The sequence below is a fragment of the Deltaproteobacteria bacterium IMCC39524 genome (assembly GCA_029667085.1).
Taxonomy (GTDB): Bacteria; Desulfobacterota; Desulfuromonadia; order Desulfuromonadales; family BM103; genus M0040.
Genome location: JARUHJ010000003.1, coordinates 309,480 through 325,532, shown reverse-complemented (window position 1 = coordinate 325,532; position 16,053 = coordinate 309,480). Strand labels below are relative to the sequence as shown.

The 16,053-nt window shown below is 53.4% G+C and carries 14 protein-coding genes; 6 read left to right on the top strand and 8 right to left on the bottom strand.

Annotation, left to right across the window (positions count from 1 at the left end):
* Positions 1 to 16: 16 nt before the first annotated feature.
* Both arsJ and lpdA read left to right on the top strand, forming a co-directional pair.
* Entirely contained in the window at positions 17 to 1,234 is a 1,218-nt protein-coding gene (gene arsJ / locus P9J64_09655) for an organoarsenical effux MFS transporter ArsJ (protein ID MDG5468580.1), read from the top strand.
* 220 nt (positions 1,235 to 1,454) lie between these two features.
* Positions 1,455 to 3,596, top strand: coding sequence for a dihydrolipoyl dehydrogenase (gene lpdA / locus P9J64_09650; protein MDG5468579.1), 2,142 nt, complete (start codon positions 1,455 to 1,457; stop codon positions 3,594 to 3,596).
* 162 nt (positions 3,597 to 3,758) lie between these two features.
* On the opposite strand, the gene P9J64_09645 is transcribed toward lpdA, so the two are convergent.
* The 8 genes from P9J64_09645 to P9J64_09610 all read right to left on the bottom strand — a co-directional run bounded on the left by P9J64_09645 (position 3,759) and on the right by P9J64_09610 (position 11,675).
* Complete coding sequence (locus P9J64_09645) at positions 3,759 to 5,588, bottom strand: hypothetical protein (GenBank protein MDG5468578.1); 1,830 nt, start codon at positions 5,586 to 5,588, stop codon at positions 3,759 to 3,761.
* A 158-nt stretch (positions 5,589 to 5,746) separates the two neighbouring features.
* A complete protein-coding gene (locus P9J64_09640) occupies positions 5,747 to 7,288 on the bottom strand; it encodes a hypothetical protein (protein ID MDG5468577.1) in 1,542 nt (513 codons plus the stop codon).
* Between the two features lie 101 nt (positions 7,289 to 7,389).
* Entirely contained in the window at positions 7,390 to 7,842 is a 453-nt protein-coding gene (locus P9J64_09635; GenBank protein ID MDG5468576.1) for a hypothetical protein, read from the bottom strand.
* Positions 7,843 to 8,144: 302 nt separating this feature from the next.
* On the bottom strand, positions 8,145 to 8,744 hold the full coding sequence (locus tag P9J64_09630) for a response regulator transcription factor (protein MDG5468575.1): 600 nt from the start codon (positions 8,742 to 8,744) through the stop codon (positions 8,145 to 8,147).
* A 264-nt stretch (positions 8,745 to 9,008) separates the two neighbouring features.
* Positions 9,009 to 9,845: a DUF547 domain-containing protein gene (locus P9J64_09625; protein ID MDG5468574.1), complete on the bottom strand. Its 837-nt coding sequence runs from the start codon at positions 9,843 to 9,845 to the stop codon at positions 9,009 to 9,011.
* A gap of 34 nt (positions 9,846 to 9,879) precedes the next feature.
* Complete coding sequence (locus tag P9J64_09620) at positions 9,880 to 10,734, bottom strand: 4Fe-4S ferredoxin (GenBank protein MDG5468573.1); 855 nt, start codon at positions 10,732 to 10,734, stop codon at positions 9,880 to 9,882.
* 108 nt (positions 10,735 to 10,842) lie between these two features.
* A complete protein-coding gene (locus P9J64_09615) occupies positions 10,843 to 11,127 on the bottom strand; it encodes a DUF1330 domain-containing protein (protein ID MDG5468572.1) in 285 nt (94 codons plus the stop codon).
* Between the two features lie 11 nt (positions 11,128 to 11,138).
* Entirely contained in the window at positions 11,139 to 11,675 is a 537-nt protein-coding gene (locus P9J64_09610; GenBank protein MDG5468571.1) for a DUF924 domain-containing protein, read from the bottom strand.
* Positions 11,676 to 11,938: 263 nt separating this feature from the next.
* Between P9J64_09610 and P9J64_09605 the strand changes: the two genes are divergently transcribed.
* The 4 genes from P9J64_09605 to P9J64_09590 all read left to right on the top strand — a co-directional run bounded on the left by P9J64_09605 (position 11,939) and on the right by P9J64_09590 (position 16,053).
* On the top strand, positions 11,939 to 12,601 hold the full coding sequence (locus tag P9J64_09605; GenBank protein MDG5468570.1) for a hypothetical protein: 663 nt from the start codon (positions 11,939 to 11,941) through the stop codon (positions 12,599 to 12,601).
* A 380-nt stretch (positions 12,602 to 12,981) separates the two neighbouring features.
* Positions 12,982 to 14,217: a tetratricopeptide repeat protein gene (locus tag P9J64_09600; protein MDG5468569.1), complete on the top strand. Its 1,236-nt coding sequence runs from the start codon at positions 12,982 to 12,984 to the stop codon at positions 14,215 to 14,217.
* Between the two features lie 82 nt (positions 14,218 to 14,299).
* Positions 14,300 to 14,836: a SprT-like domain-containing protein gene (locus P9J64_09595; GenBank protein MDG5468568.1), complete on the top strand. Its 537-nt coding sequence runs from the start codon at positions 14,300 to 14,302 to the stop codon at positions 14,834 to 14,836.
* A 188-nt stretch (positions 14,837 to 15,024) separates the two neighbouring features.
* Positions 15,025 to 16,053, top strand: coding sequence for an energy-coupling factor ABC transporter permease (locus P9J64_09590; protein MDG5468567.1), 1,029 nt, complete (start codon positions 15,025 to 15,027; stop codon positions 16,051 to 16,053).

The following is a 16,053-nucleotide window of genomic DNA, read 5'->3' as shown; positions in this document are numbered from 1 at the left end:
GAAATAACACGCAAACATGAATGATCTGCGCAACTACTCTCTGGTAACCGGAGCCTACTGGGGCTTCACCCTGACCGACGGCGCTCTGCGCATGCTGGTCCTTTTGCATTTCCATCAAATCGGTTACACACCGATCCAGATCGCCCTGCTCTTTCTCCTTTACGAATTTTTCGGTGTTATCACCAACCTGATCGGCGGTTGGCTCGGCAGTCACTTCGGTTTAAAGAGCACCCTGTTTGCCGGACTCAGCCTGCAGGCTGCAGCCTTAGTGATGCTTGCCCTGCTCGACCAGAGCTGGTCTACAGCTTTTTCCGTGACCTATGTCATGGCTTCCCAGGCTCTTTCCGGCATCGCCAAAGATCTGACCAAGATGAGTTCTAAAAGTGCAATCAAGCAGCTGGTCCCTGCCGATGCCGAATCCACACTGTTCAGATGGGTCGCACTCCTGACCGGTTCTAAGAACGCCCTTAAAGGGGCCGGGTTCTTCCTTGGAGGAATGCTGCTCACCTGGGTTGGCTTTCGCGGAGCGCTTTTCTTAATGGCAGGAGGCCTGGTGGTTATCCTGATCTCTGCAGTGATCAATCTGCCACAGGAGATGGGCAGAGCCAAACAGAAGGTCAAGTTTGCGCACATCCTCGCCAAGGATCGTAACATCAACCTTCTCTCTGCTGCCCGGCTCTTCCTCTTTGGTTCCCGGGATATCTGGTTCGTGGTCGCACTACCTATCTTTCTTGCCACGTCGCTGCATTGGTCGCACAATCAAATCGGTGGCTTTCTGGCACTCTGGGTGATTGGCTACGGAGCCATTCAGGCATTGGCTCCCACACTGCTCAAAACCTTTCTGGGCAACAACCCGCCACGCGGTGGCAGTGCCAGAAACGCAGCTTTTCTTCTTGCCGGGCTGACAGCCATCATCGCCATCAGCGTACATTTAAACCTCGACCCCCGACTGGCGATCATCGGCGGTCTCGCGCTGTTCGGCCTGCTTTTCGCCATCAACTCCTCTATACACAGCTACCTGATTCTGGCTTATGCACATAAAGACCAGGTCGCGATGGATGTCGGCTTCTATTATATGGCGAACGCGTGCGGTCGCCTGATCGGCACAATCCTGTCGGGGATCATTTTTCAGTTTGCCGGACTGACCGGCTGTCTCTGGGTTTCCATGCTTTTCCTTCTGGCGGCAGCGACAATCTCCATGCAGTTCCCAAAAAAAACCCCTTCCTCCACCTGACCTGGCCACAAAGAATATCAAGGGGTGCGCAACATTCACATGGATGGTCTTCAGAAGATCTTTCAGAGCATGACGGACCTCCTGCAGATAAATAAGGTTTCTGCATAAATCGTATTAGGTGAATATGGTAAACTAACAGCAAGCCATCGTTTAATGACCTGATTCATTGCGCCACCCTACGGAGACCAACGTTCTCCCAACCACTTGAAAGGGCGTTACCATGTCGTCACGTAATGCTAAAATCATTCTGATTGCGACGATCATCATCCTGATTGTCGCTTTTTTCGTCTTTGATCTACAGCGCTTCCTGACCCTTGAATATCTCAAAGATCGGCAGCAAGCCTTTAGCGACTTCTATGCGGCCAACCGTCTCCTGACCATCGCCATTTACTTCATTCTCTATATCGTCGTCACAGCTCTCTCCCTTCCGGGCGCTGCAGTGATGACCCTTGCAGGCGGCGGACTACTCGGTTTCTGGACCGCCATGGTCACCGTCTCCTTTGCCAGCACTCTTGGTGCCACTTTGGCCTTTCTGGCCTCACGTTTTCTGCTGCGAGACTGGGTGCAGGGCAAGTTCGGAGACAAGCTCAAGGCGATCAATGAAGGTGTCGAGCGCGAGGGCTCCTTCTACCTCTTCACACTGCGTCTGGTGCCACTCTTTCCCTTCTTCGTTATCAACCTGGTTATGGGCCTGACGCCGATGCGTGCTGGAGCCTACTACCTGGTCAGCCAGATCGGCATGCTTCCCGGCACAGCGGTCTACGTCAACGCCGGCACCCAGCTTGGTCAGATCGAGAGTGCCGCGGGAATCCTTTCGCCAGGCATTCTGATCTCCTTCGTGTTGCTCGGGATCTTCCCGTTGATCGCCAAACGCATCATCGACATCATCAAAAGCCGTAAGGCCTTTGACGGCTGGGAAAAACCGGAGAAATTCGACTACAACCTGGTCGCGATCGGTGCCGGCTCCGGCGGCCTGGTCTCCGCCTATATCGCTGCAGCGGTTAAGGCCAAGGTCGCTCTGATTGAAAAGGACAAGATGGGCGGTGACTGCCTGAATACCGGCTGTGTGCCTAGTAAAGCCCTGATCCGCTCCGCCAAAATGATTTCCTATGCCAAGCGCGCCAAGGAGTTCGGCCTACAATCAGGCCATGTTGAATATGATTTTGGAGAGGTCATGGAACGGGTGCAGCGCGTCATCAAGAAGGTCGAGCCGCACGATTCCATTGAGCGTTACACGGCACTCGGCGTCGACTGTTTTACAGGTGAGGCCAAGATCACCTCGCCCTGGACGGTGGAAGTCGACGGTGAGACCTTGACCACGCGCAACATTATCGTCGCCACCGGCGCCAGTCCTTTGGTCCCGCCGATCACCGGCATCGAAAAGGTCGACTTTCTGACTTCCGACAACCTCTGGCAGCTGCGTCAGAACCCGGGCCGTCTGGTTGTTCTTGGCGGGGGGCCAATCGGCTCGGAGATGACTCAGGCCATGGCCCGCCTCGGTGCGGAAGTCACTCAGATTGAAATGTTGTCACGCATCATGAGCCGCGAAGATCCTGAAGTCTCCGAGTATGTTCAAAAACAGTTTAAAGCAGACGGGGTTCAAGTCCTGACTGGTCACACTGCCAAGGAAGTGGTCGTGGAGGGGCAAGAGAAAACTCTGCTCTGCGAGGCCAAGGGAGAGACGGTCAAGATTCCCTTTGACCACATCCTTGTCGCCATTGGTCGTCATCCCAATGTAACCGGCTTCGGCCTCGAAGAGCTCGGCGTTGAAATTTCTGCACGCGGAACCGTGGCCGTCGACCCGTTATTGCGCACCAACTTCCCCAACATCTTTGCCGTTGGAGATGTAGCCGGCCCCTACCAGTTCACCCACACCGCCTCACACATGGCCTGGTATGCGGCCGTCAATGCCCTCTTCGGCACCTTCAAGTCATTTAAAGTCGATTACAGCGTCATCCCATGGGCAACCTTCACCGACCCCGAGGTCGCCCGCGTTGGCCTCTCTGAGGACGAAGCAAAGGCGCAGAAGATTGCTTATGAAGTCACTCGCTACGGCCTCGATGATCTCGACCGTGCCATTGCAGATTCAGAAGATCATGGTTGGGTGAAGGTGCTGACCAAACCTGGCAGCGACAAACTACTTGGAGTTACCATCGTCGGCAGCCATGCCGGTGACCTGCTGGCTGAATATGTTCTGGCCATGAAGCATGGACTGGGCCTCAATAAAATTCTTGGCACCATCCATACCTATCCGACCATGTCAGAAGCAAACAAAGCGGCGGCAGGCGTGTGGAAGAAGGCTCATGCCCCGGAGAAGTTATTGGAGTGGGTGGAGAAGTTTCATACCTGGAGAAGAGGCTAAAAATTTAGAGTCGTAAACCAGTCTATATCCCAGTCGTCGCAACTCGACCTGACAGCACCGCCCTTGAACCGGCGAGGGCACATCAAGTCGAGACGACGATTCTTCATCCAGCCGACCTTGCGCCGAACCAAATTTGACGTTACAGAACGGCTACGAGCTTGCCTACTTCGGCAATTCCGTCAGGTAAATCCCGGCCATGCCATCTTCCTCGCTGCCATTTTCGATGCCCAGGCTGGCATTGACTGTCAGCCAGTTGCCGCGCAAGCTCTCACGCTCGATACCCAGCTCGAGAATAGTTGAGTTCTCAGGCGCCTCGGGGTCGAGTGTCTGCCCGTCCATGGTTGTATCGAGAAGGGTCTCGATGTTGACGGTCCCCCTCGGCCCCGGCCATCGGCCTAAGTAGATGCCGTCCACTGCATTCGTATAGACGCCATCAACAAAATCAGCCTTTTTGGCCTTGAAAGCGGCCTTAAAGGTCGCACCCCGCCCGGAAACGGCAACGAACGCCGAGGAACGCCAACGCGCCGGCTCGCCGTCTTCTTCGGACCCTTCTTCCGAGTGGCCACCACCCCTGCACGGAGTCATGCCCGAATAGTTCCAGAACAGGAAGTCATCGAATTGCGTACCGGTCTTTGTCGCGACCCATGTCCTTCGCGTATTTATGTCGTGAACGAAGAAGCCTTGATTGACCGGCACCTCTTTCTCCTGATAGCAACTTGTCCCATAGTTCGGGTCGGTCTTATCGGTGCAGATGCTGTTCGGGTCTCCCAGTTTTTCGTTCGTGCCTGCGCAGATCAGATTTTGATTGCAATAGGCAATACGGTCCTTATTGCCCTCCTCTGCGCAGTAGAGGCGCAGGGTCCTGGTTTCTGCTCCCCAGGCGCCCCAGAAACCGACAAAACGCCCATCGAAGGCGCCTCCTTCGCCGAGATTATTGAAGGTGTTATTTGCAGCCTCGCCAGGGACCTTTCCTCCGATATTTACCAACGTTGTAAGCGGTGGTTCAGGTTGCAGTGGCGCCAGGTAGATACCGCCCAGTGTCGGAGCGTCCTCGTTGTCAAAGCCGGCGAACACGACCCTCTCGTTCGCAGCGCTGGGTGGAGCGGTGGAGCCAAATATTGTATCGGTCCCCGGGATCAAGGTATCTGTGTTGTTGGCGATCATCACCACGGGCGAGGTGCCTCCGGCTGCTTCATTCTCCAACTGCCGGTAGTACACCCCGGTCTCGCCGCCCCGGTCTCCCGTGTAGTTGCCCTTGAAGACGATGATATTGCCCTTCGTCACAGAAGGCGACCCGGGGAAGACTTCGAAAAGGGTTCCGGGAAATTCGGGCTCCGGGACCTCGAAGAAAGAGAAATCCGAAACGTTGCCCAGCTTGCTTGCTCCCGTGATCAACTCTCTGAAGGGGTTGGTGTATATGCCTGTTGTGCCGGCCCGGGTCTCATCCCCTTCCTCACCATAGCGCCAGACCGGTTGATGGTTGCCCCGGGTGGCGATTGTGGCCGAGTTTTTGTCGATACGCGGGAAGGATGGGGTCTCGACGAAAGTGGTACCCAGGTTGTTGGGATCGGGCACCTTGGTCTTACGGGCGAGGATGCGGATTATCGAGCTGCCGTACACCGACATGTCGCGGGTGTAGATGCCATGCACCGGCTGGTTGCCATGCTCCGTGCCGCTACCCCCGTTGCTCCCGTTGCCTTTTCGGTCGTCATCAGCCGCGCCGTTATGGCCGTTGGTTTCTCCTTGTCCGCCGCGACTGCGGGCGCGGAAAACGACCAGCCCGTCTTCGTTGACCGACGGCGGGTTGTAGCTGTTAAACGGGCGGCACTTTTCGGGATCCAACTCACAGCCCCTGGTCGGCATGGAGTCGTTGTTGTTGACCACCGTGACCCAGTCAAAGGTCGCCGTGCGTTTCGCCTGAACGTTGCCGGCGAACAGGAGCATCCCCACCAGCCCGATACTGACAATCCCTGCAAGTCGCAATGTTTTCATAGTCTCCTCCTGTCAGGCGGCATGCTCATGGCATCATCCGTGGAAGAAAGGGCGAAGCACCACCCTTCCGAAAACATTTGGCGATCCCCTTCCCGGCCACCAGGGACCGGGGAAGGGGTAACTCCTTTTTCATGCTACAGGCTGATCTGATGACACACTTAGTGCTCACCACCTCCGCCACCGCCGGCCGCCCTGACGGTGCTGGAAGCGGTGACGTAGTTGTTACCCAGGTTCGGGTCTGCTGTTGGCGGGTCGGCCACAACCGTCGCGCTCCAGTTGATGCGGTTGCTGGTCGTGGTGATCGTGAAGTGCTGGGTAAAGGAAGCCGTCTGGCCCGCAAGAAGATCGGTGATAGTGAATTGCCAACTCCCGAGTTCTACGCCATTGGTGGCGACCACCGTAACGGTGCCGTTGGCTGGATCCGGACCCAAGTTAGTGACGTTCACGAAGAATTCCCTCTCCCCGCCGTTCACATAGTTCTTCGGCACCTGCAAGCCGGACTGCTCGCTGATCGAAAGGTCATAGAAGATATCGCCCGAGTCTGCGCAGTACAACGGTGTCTCGTAACCGGCCGGCAACGGATTGGAGTGCATGAAGTCGATGACCGCACGGGCGTCGTCCGCTGCTTGGGCAAAACCGTCGATGTTGACATCGTCGAAGGATTCATCTGCGAAGACGGCCGTCGTGATGGGGCCCTGCACGATCTCGAACGTAGGCGTAGGCGTTGGAGGGACCACTTCGGCGAGGTACTCGAACCAGCCGGCCACAGGCCCACTTCCGGGAATGTAGGCCGGATCAGGCAGCGCCCCGAAGTTCGTGTCACGGTTGTAGGCAAAGGCGCCGTAGTCCAGGAAGCACTTCTCCACCAGCTGGATGACACCCTGCACTTCTTCCCGATAGGTTTCGCATATCTTGGGATCAAGGGTGGTCGGCAAGCCGTCCAGGCCCATGATCTGGTTGAGGTAGGCCAACATGTCCACGTTGAACTCGCCGGTCTTGTCCGAGGCGGCACCGAGCGCCCTGGCCGCAGTCGTCAGGTAATCAGCGGTTAGTAGAGGAAGGGGCGCGCCAAGGGTCCCTGTCAATATGAGCTCCCTGTAGATCGCCAGATTTTGCAGCGGTGAATCGATTGCGCGGGAAGTGACCAAGTCATCTTCGACCTGGCTGGCGACAACTCGTCCGGCGGGGTCCAGAGTGAGGCAATCGGCTATAGACAGGTTCACAATGACGTCGTCCAGCTGTGATTCGAAAACTGTATCAGGAGAACGCGCTTCGTTGACCCGGCCGAAGTCCACTTCCTGTGTGCAGCCCGAACAGCCAGCCGCGACACCACAGGTGTACTGGTTGACAAGAACGACGTCAACGTTAGGATCATCATTCCCGTTGAGATCCTTGCCGTCAACCTGGCAATCAAGTGAGCATATGTTGGGATCCTCCAGATTGAAGGCGAGGGGCTGCCAACATAGCCCGCCGTCGACCAACTCACCCGTCTCGGGATCCTCGACCTGTACCTCAGGGGAGGGGATAGGGACACCATAATCATCACGATAGAGCATGATGAGATCACCGAAATCGGTTGTCCCACCACCACCGCCACCACCGCCGCCATTCCCAGCACCAGGCGGTCTTTCCGCTAAAACGTCTCCACTGAAGATAAGAAGTACCGCCATTACTGTGACAATAAGTGAATGTAATTTCATGATACACCTCCTACTAGTTAGCGCCAGGTTAAAGATCTCTGGACAAGTAAGGCAGAGCCTGAGCCACAACTAGCTTATCTCCAGAAAGACTTACCTAAAGCTTACTGATGAGTCCTGTCACGATCCTGGTCCTGGTCCTGATCTTGGTCTTTATCCTGATCCTGGTCTTTGTCCTGGTCGCGATCACGATCTCGATCTCTATCTTGATCTAAGTCCTGAACTTGACCCTGGTCACGTGTCTGCTCCATTGTACGTGAGCGCTCCATTTCCATGGCTCCTTTACCAAAGCCGCCTGTCTCACCAGGACTTCCCTGGCCTCCAGTACCACCGGAGCCACCACCGGAGTCACCACCGGAGTCACCACCGGAGCCACCACCGGAGCCACCACCGGAACCACCACCGGAGCCACCACCGGAGCCACCCCCCCTTGCCAGATAAATTCGTGCTTGGTCATCATCAGTATTCAAAGCTTGAGTTGGTGTTGCCCAAACAATCAGCAACATACACACAGAGAAAGCCATCAGGACTTTTATTGCTTTGAGTGTGCTTTTCATCACGGTTCTCCTCTATTCAATTTATCGACTGGTTAGTTTGTTCATTTTCTTGGTTCGGCATAAACCATCAATCTCCTCAAAAAAGATCCAAACCTTCATTTTCCCTCGTACTCGGCAGCGAAGGTCATTCAGTTATCAGACGCTCTAACAGAAGTCGCCTGTTATTCCTAAGGCCACAACGGATTAATTCACGTTAAGATTGTATCGATTCTGTGGGGGGTAACAATGATGTGGATGGTTATAAAAATGAGGCAGAGGTATTGCTACTGATGATGCGGAAAAATAACCAAAGGTCTAACGGATCAATTCTTAAGAAGGACAGTGCCTTTTGTCGCCAGGGCAGCAAGTTGAGCGCGATTTTCGACACCGAGAGTCCTGAAAATGCGGCCGAGATGGGCCTTGATCGTCGGCAGGCTCAAACAGAGCTTGTCGGCAATCTCCTTGTTAGAGTCACCTGCGGCAACCAGCTGAATGATTCTTCTGTCCTGGTCGCTCAATTTGTGAAAGCTCTTGCTGCCAGACATTAACGGGCCCTTTTCAAGCAAGAGGTGTAAATGCTTTTGACAGAGCCAGACTTCGCCCTGATGAACTCTCCTCAGAGCTTTGCAGAAGTTGTTGACATCAAGATCGCATGAGATAATGCCGAGAACACCGTGACAGTAGAGCAGGCACGAGAGTTCGCTGTCACATGTCCCCTGATCGAAATAAATAAATTTGGCTTCAATGTAGTTTTGTTTTAATTCGAGAATATCTTCCCGCGAGATGAACAAAACAACGTCCGGGTCTTCAACAGTCGGCCCGAAGAAATGGTCTCCCATGAGTGTTTCGGGGACGTTCTCGCCGATGAGACTCTTTACTCCCTCGGCGAGAATCTTATTATTGATGGAAACAAGGACCTTCACGTTTTCCTAATACCCTCCCGGGGGAGATTACAATTCTTTAACATAATAACAGGAAATACGCTCTCCGCCGAGTGAGGTTGTAAAATAATTGAGTAGAGACCCCGATCGGAAACGAGGCCAGGTGACACTGGCAAGTGGAACAAACTGCTGTTGACAAAAACGCTGTCAATGTATTGTCGTGAGGAGGGATGGTCAAAAGGTGAGGGTTTTCATAACTGCACCTGGTTTCTTTTGAACGCCTCAGATTGCCAGGTATAAAAATTTTTAGCGTAGAGTGTTCAAACTCCAATCGTAATCCAAAAACTCAATCCGTAGCGCAACCTCTCTCAACTTTTCAGCACTCTCCGCATCATCAGTAATCCAATCCCCATGCGTACGAAAAAAATCATGTAGAGAATCGTAGCCGCGCCAACCTTTGGAGAAATCCTCGGCATACCAGTCAAAGATACTTGAAATTTCAAGTGTACCGGTTTTGGCATCGAAGCGATTGCGGTTTCGATCGTTAAGGAACCGCCCTGTGCTTTCAAGCAATTGCTGATCAAGCTTCTCGGCCACGAAAGCCTCATCAAGCAACGCCGGACAACCGATGGAGGCACAGTTGACGGCAAAATGAATCAAGGGCTCATCGTAACGCCCCGAACCACGGATCAGGTCGTGCTCGATACCATCGAGGTTTTGTGATTCGCCAAGCAGGTGAAAGAACTTTCTCTTCCAGGGAGAAGAAAAAAGCGAACCGAGCTCCTTGATCGATGTGAGCTCGGGGTATTCGGTCAGAATCAGTTCGACGGTAAAAGCATTGTAGGCATTGATGAGGAATGCCAGCTGCTGCTCACGACTGAAAGTATCGAACTCGGCACGCGTCACCGCAGAGATGTTGAAGAGATAGCGCTTCAGAAAATCGTGAGTTTCCTGAAATCCGTCATAATTGACCTGGGAGGCAGTGCGGTTGAGATTCCAATGAACATTGTTTTTCACCAACAGGCTCCAGGCGGCATGTTCATGGTCAAAGGGCTCAGCTTGACCGGGAACGGGTACAAGCAGCAGAAGTACAGCGGCAAGCAGAAGGATTCCACCCAACAGTTGTTTGCGAAAAAGAGTCATACCGAACTCCTGTCCTGGTCAGGCTAAGAAACCGTCAAAGAGGTGATCGCGCCTCGCAGGGAATCTTAACCTGGCAAAGACCACAAGGGGTGGCACCGGTACCATAATGGTCGCGCACATAGGGCGTGGTGACATTGCGGATATAATCAAAGCATTTCGGTTTGTCATGGCCATCGACAGTAATTGCCTTAGCCGGGCAGCGTTTCATGCAAACACCGCAGCTTCCCTTCGCATACCAAAGACACCAGTCCTGGTGGCCTGCGTAAGGGCGAGGTGTCGCCTCAAGGCTCATTTTGACGACAACAGAACCGAAGCGAACCGCCTTACCGACCCGGGTAATCAAACCATCGGACAAACCAAAAGTACCAAGCCCGGCAACCCAGGCCGTATGCCTTTCCGACCAATTGGAGGCAATGCCGAAGCGTTCGCTCTGGCGATAATCGAAGCCAGGCAAGCGCTCCGGGGCCACCGCCGGATAGCCAGCCTGCGTTAACTGTTCGGCCAAGTGCAGGCGCAAAGTACAATTAAAGTCCTCACCATGGAAACGGGAACGAGCCCATCGCTCGGCGGGGAATTCGGTCTCTAACGCTTGATCAACTCGGGTCGCTTTGGTCTGGGGAAGGATATAGCAGATAACCGCCAAGACAGACGAAACTATCTCTTCATCGGGATAAACCAGTTTGTAAGCTTCTTCAGGAGTCCAGTAAAACTCGCCGATGTCATGTTTCAACTGGCTAAAAAGAGGATCATCGCCACGAGCATAGGCAAACTGAGGCACATCCCATGCGGGTTCACCCGTGCCATCCTCCAGGCTGTTGGCCGATGAAGAACAGAAATCACGGACAATTTTTTCGATCCAGCTTTTGGCCTGCTCCTGGTCAGTGGTCATGAAGCGATCCTTCTCATAAGGGGAAATGACAGAACCATGTATAAAATACGGAGGCCTCTACGATGGCAATGGGATGGATAGCGCCTCTTCACAACGGTCCCAAGTGATTTATGTCTGATAAGTCGAGATAACAACACTGGCCGCTTCATCGCGCAGGGGAATCAAGGATTGGTATTTTTCTGAGGTGAACCAGTCATTCAAAACAGTTTGATTGGAAAATTCGATAACAACAACCAGGTCTTTATCCTGCTGACCGGCAAGGACTTCTAGAAGTTTCCCCCGAAAAAGGATTTTCGCTTCAAAAGGAGCCAGAGATTCCCGGACTCCCGTCACATACTCCTGCCAGAGGCCTTGATTCCTAACCTTGATCTGTCCGACAAGATAAGCAGCCATTGAGCCCTCCTCTAAAACCTCGATCCGGGCTGACGCAAAAATTCAAGCTCTGCTTCCGTAGACACCCTGCCCAGCACCTCGTTCCGGTGGGGGTAGCGTCCAAACCTCTCGATTATCACCTTGTGCTTCAGCTCGTATTCGAAACTCCCCTGCTGACCATTACGGCGGAACAGCTCTACCGCTTCCTCATGGATTTGCAACGACTCGCTGTGCATAAAGGGCATGTAGATAAAATTTCTCTCGACTGGACTCAACAATTGATCGGCGCCGAGCGAAATCGCTTCCTGTGATAGAGCCAGCGCCAGAGGGTCATAGGCGAAGGACAACGGCGAGCCGCGGAACATGTTTCGTGAGAACTGGTCCAGGACTATTATTTCAGCCAGCCGCCCGGAAGCACTTTTTCGCCAACCGGAGAGTTCACAACGCGCTGCACGATCATGAATTTCTGAGAACCGGACGATGATCAATTGATCCAGTTCGGGGGCTTTGACCCACCACTGCTTCGGTTCAAGCTCTTCAAACCAGAACTTTAGGATTTCCTGGTGCATTGACGACCTCAAAGGGGCTTCAATAATAATCAGGCAGCCTCTGTGCGGGGCAGCCCCCCGAGCAGCGAATCATTTGAGCTGCCGAAATAACGATAAATAATATTACCTTAAGGAAGGCACCGACAACAGTCGAAATCCGGAACAGCCAAATTTGAGTAGCATTAAACCTCCTGTTATCCTCAGTATAGACAAAGTTTGAGATCGTACAATAGTCTGTTATGCTTCATAAATATGGAATTCTAACTGAAAGGATGAATGAGATAATGAGTAATTTAACGCGAACTATGGGATTGATGCTCGTCGTATTATTGCTTGCCGCCTGTTCCAGCACCACAATGAGTGGCTCATGGTCAGACCCGGCTTTCACCAAGAAAGTCAAAAACGTCTACATAATAGGCATCTCCAAGGATGAGACCCGCAGGAGGATTTTTGAGGACACCTTCGGTCGCCAGCTGGCCAGCCAGGGCATAAAAACTTTCTCCAGCTACAAGGACCTGCCGAATAATCAGGAGGCAGACCGTGAAGCCATTATTCAGAGGATGAAAGCGGAAGGCTGTGACTCGGTCATCCTGACCAAACTGATCGATACAAGAAAAGAAACGGTGACGTCACCTGGCCGTGTATCTGGCTACTCTTCTGGACCCTACTACGGGGGCAGGCGTGGCGGCGGAGGCTACTATGGAGACAGAGGCTACTACAACAACTGGGGTAACTACTACAGCAGAAGAACCGACATTGTCTACGAGCCACCAACATCTACAGAATTTGTTATCGCAACGGTTGAATCGGTTATGTACGACCTGGAAAGCGAGGAGATGATCTGGTCAGGCCAGCTCGAAACGGTCATTGAGGGGAGCTTCGAGAAAATGGTCCTGGACTTTGTAAACACTGTCAGTAAAGACCTCACAGAAAAAGGCATCATCTAACATCCGTCCGTTCTGACAAGAGAACGCCAAGTATTCTTTCAAACGGCCTGTGCATACAGGCCGTTTTTCTATTTTCGACACTTCATAAAATAGAACCTCAGAGATTAAAGGTTCATTTCAGGTGGAGAGGTTTATCGCTGAGTTGTGTGATCATGTACCTTTTTTTAACGCCTTGCAACCTGACACCGTTGGCCTTTTCATGAGAGCTGACAACCATGATTCGAATGCCAGAGGCACCGCCGAATGGGCAGAGTCTTATGAACAAGAACAAAAGTGCGGCATGCAGGACACTTTTCTCTGCTTCCCTTGCTTCGGCCATATCTTCCTTTACACTATAACAAGAACAAAATCCCACTTTGCCATGATCTTTGGAGCTCAGTATGAAGACTCCAGCAACCGGCCATGACCGTCTTCCGGATCGGAGCAGTACGAAGGTTCTTTACGACCAGCAGCTACCGGTCTATAAGGCGTCATTGCAGCAACTTGCCCAGGATGTTCGTCTGATCCTTGAACCGCAGGGTCTCACTCCGGCCATCAAGTACCGCATCAAAAGCTTTCAGGCCTACTTCGACAAGCTTCGCAAGCAGAACAAAACCAACGACAGCCGACGCATGGTGACGATCAATGATTTCTTCGGCTTGCGTATCATCTGTCCTTTTCTCGAAGACATAGAAACGGTTTCCAACCTGCTTGCCACCCACTTTGAAGTTCTCGATACAGAATGTAAAGCCAATAAGCACTCTTTCCGCGAGTTCGGCTATGATTCTGTCCATCTGACCCTGCGTATGGAAGCGACCCAGACCGGCCGTTCCATGCCTGGGGTGCGTAAAGTCTGTGAAGTCCAGTTGCGCACTATTCTTCAGGATGCCTGGGCCGAGGTTGAGCATGAGCTGGTCTACAAATCGGATATTTCCTTGCCCAACCAATCAATTCGCCGCAAGTTGGCCTCGTTGAATGCCACCCTGACCCTTTCCGACCTGATCTTTCAGGAGATTCGGGACTACCAGAAAGAGATCCGCCAGCATGGTCGAAAACGCCGTGCCAGCGTCGAGAAGGAAGCTCTGGAACAGGAGTTGATAGCCATATCTCATCCCACGACAACAGAACCACCGGCTCGCATTGGGCCGATCCCGTCAAGCATGGCCAGCCACCTGGAAAAAACCATGCTGCGCGCCTTGAAAGCCCACAGCAATCATGACCTCGAAAACGCAATCGCGCTGTACGGTCAACTCCTCGGCATGCAACTGGAACGCAAAATGCGCGGCTTGGTTTACAACCACAGGGGCATGGCCTACTTTGCTATGGGTAGTCATCAGCGCGCGCTCAAGGACTTTTTTAGTGCAATCAGCTACGACCCCGAAAGTGACCGGGGCTATGCGAATCGTGGTCTCTGCTACCGTGTTATGAAAAAATACGAAAAAGCACTGAAAGACTTCGACCAGGCACTGATTATCAATCCGAATCGTCCCGACAGCTACTTCGGTCGGGCCCAGACCCATTACGATATGCAGCAATTTGAGCTGGCCCTGGCCGACTGCGAGAAGGCACTGCTCATCCATTCCGGCTATCAACCGGCCAGGGCGCTGATCAAGGCCCTGCGCAGCGAACAAACCTGACTCACAACTCAAGTGCTTGTCTTAAAGAAAGACCCTCTGTATCATGCCCGCACACTCTTTCCCTTACGATTAAGTTGTTAGCATGCACGATAACCATTGCAGAGCAGAGCTTCAGGAAAAAGCTTTTGCAGCAGTCCGCCGCGCCGAAAGGCGAGCGCGGGATTTTTATGCGATCAAACTACCGGAAGCCTCGATAGATTTTTCCCTGCGCGGCCGTTGTGCTGGCCAGGCTATCGTTGAAAGGACGGGGTCGACCCGTCTGCGCATCAACCTGAAACTCCTCGGTGAAAATCTGGATGATTATCTGGCTCAGACCATACCCCATGAAGTCGCCCACCTGGTCGCCAACTGGCAGGCGCAAAAAAAACGACTAAAGCCAAGGCCGCACGGCACAGAGTGGCAGGCGATTATGCGCAACTGTTTCGGTCTTGAGGCAAAACGCTGCCACAGCTACCGGACCACGCCAGCCCGAATCGTACAAAGACCCTTTCTCTACGCTTGCAGCTGTCGAAAGCACCGCCTGACCAGCATCATGCACAACAAGATCGGTCTCAGCTATCAAGCCCTCTGCAAAGCCTGTAAAACGCCACTGCAATTTATCGACAGACAAAAACCCTGACTGGCGTTTTCGGTGTTACGATTTGACAATTCGTAACACTTTCCTCTTGACCGAACCCCTTTCGGACAATAAAATGATGACTCTGATCCTATTAACTGCACAACTGTCCCGCCTTTCTGCAGGATTTCACGTTACCCTGTTGACGAGTGAGCTTTAATTGAGCACAGCGTGACAAAGGAAGATCAACGATGCACATGGCAGATGCACTCGTATCCCCTGCCGTAGGAGGTGCGTTCTGGGCGGCCGCCGCCGGAACCATCGCTTACTGCTCGGCCCGCGTACGCAAGGACCTTGATGATCGCAAGGTGCCGCTTATGGGTGTGCTTGGGGCCTTCGTTTTCGCTGCGCAGATGATCAATTTCACCATCCCGGCAACCGGATCAAGTGGCCATCTCGGCGGCGGTCTCCTGCTGGCCATCTTGCTCGGTCCCTCTGCCGCATACCTGACCATCGCTTCGGTGCTGATGATTCAGGCGCTCTTTTTCGCCGATGGCGGATTGCTTGCGCTCGGCTGCAACATCTTCAATCTCGGGGTCTTCCCCGCTTTCATTGCTTACCCCTTAATCTACAAGAAGCTGGTCGGTCGTGATCCACGTCAATCCCGGATGGTCGCCGCATCAATTCTCGCCGCGGTTGTGGCCCTTCAGTTCGGCTCCCTGGGGGTGGTCTTGCAAACCGTGCTTTCCGGCGTCGCCGCGTTGCCCTTTGATACCTTCCTCCTGCTTATGCAACCGATCCACCTGGGTATCGGCGTGGTCGAAGGGGTGGTCACTGCGCTGGTTGTCTCCTTCATTTACCAGGCTCGCCCGGAGATCCTGGAGAGTACCTTGCAGCAGAAACCCCTTGGTGACTTACCGATAAAATCGCTGCTGGCGACCTTTCTGGTTGCGACCCTGCTGATCGGCGGGGTGCTATCGTGGTTTGTTTCCGAGAACCCGGATGGACTGGAATGGTCGATTGCCAAAGTCACCGGAACTCCCGAGTTACCAGAGGCAGAACACAGAGAACACCAGCGGCTCGCCAAAATTCAGGAAGAGACAGCCCTCCTCCCTGATTATGCGATCCCTACTGAAGAAGGAGAGGCTCGCTCTGCTGCTACCGAGAGAATGGGTACCAGCCTTTCCGGTCTCCTCGGCGGCGCGATGACCCTGATCGTTTGTAGCCTGGTCGGCGTGTTTTTGAAGAGACGAAGTGCAGCGCAGCGGAAAGAGGCTTAA

Excerpts from the sequence above, each read along its gene's own strand:
- arsJ (MDG5468580.1), top strand. The coding sequence starts at position 17 with ATGAATGATCTGCGCAACTACTCTCTGGTAACCGGAGCCTACTGGGGC.
- lpdA (MDG5468579.1), top strand. The coding sequence starts at position 1,455 with ATGTCGTCACGTAATGCTAAAATCATTCTGATTGCGACGATCATCATC.
- P9J64_09645 (MDG5468578.1), bottom strand. The coding sequence starts at position 5,588 with ATGAAAACATTGCGACTTGCAGGGATTGTCAGTATCGGGCTGGTGGGG.
- P9J64_09640 (MDG5468577.1), bottom strand. The coding sequence starts at position 7,288 with ATGAAATTACATTCACTTATTGTCACAGTAATGGCGGTACTTCTTATC.
- P9J64_09635 (MDG5468576.1), bottom strand. The coding sequence starts at position 7,842 with ATGAAAAGCACACTCAAAGCAATAAAAGTCCTGATGGCTTTCTCTGTG.
- P9J64_09625 (MDG5468574.1), bottom strand. The coding sequence starts at position 9,845 with ATGACTCTTTTTCGCAAACAACTGTTGGGTGGAATCCTTCTGCTTGCC.
- P9J64_09620 (MDG5468573.1), bottom strand. The coding sequence starts at position 10,734 with ATGACCACTGACCAGGAGCAGGCCAAAAGCTGGATCGAAAAAATTGTC.
- P9J64_09615 (MDG5468572.1), bottom strand. The coding sequence starts at position 11,127 with ATGGCTGCTTATCTTGTCGGACAGATCAAGGTTAGGAATCAAGGCCTC.
- P9J64_09610 (MDG5468571.1), bottom strand. The coding sequence starts at position 11,675 with ATGCACCAGGAAATCCTAAAGTTCTGGTTTGAAGAGCTTGAACCGAAG.
- P9J64_09605 (MDG5468570.1), top strand. The coding sequence starts at position 11,939 with ATGAGTAATTTAACGCGAACTATGGGATTGATGCTCGTCGTATTATTG.
- P9J64_09600 (MDG5468569.1), top strand. The coding sequence starts at position 12,982 with ATGAAGACTCCAGCAACCGGCCATGACCGTCTTCCGGATCGGAGCAGT.
- P9J64_09595 (MDG5468568.1), top strand. The coding sequence starts at position 14,300 with ATGCACGATAACCATTGCAGAGCAGAGCTTCAGGAAAAAGCTTTTGCA.
- P9J64_09590 (MDG5468567.1), top strand. The coding sequence starts at position 15,025 with ATGCACATGGCAGATGCACTCGTATCCCCTGCCGTAGGAGGTGCGTTC.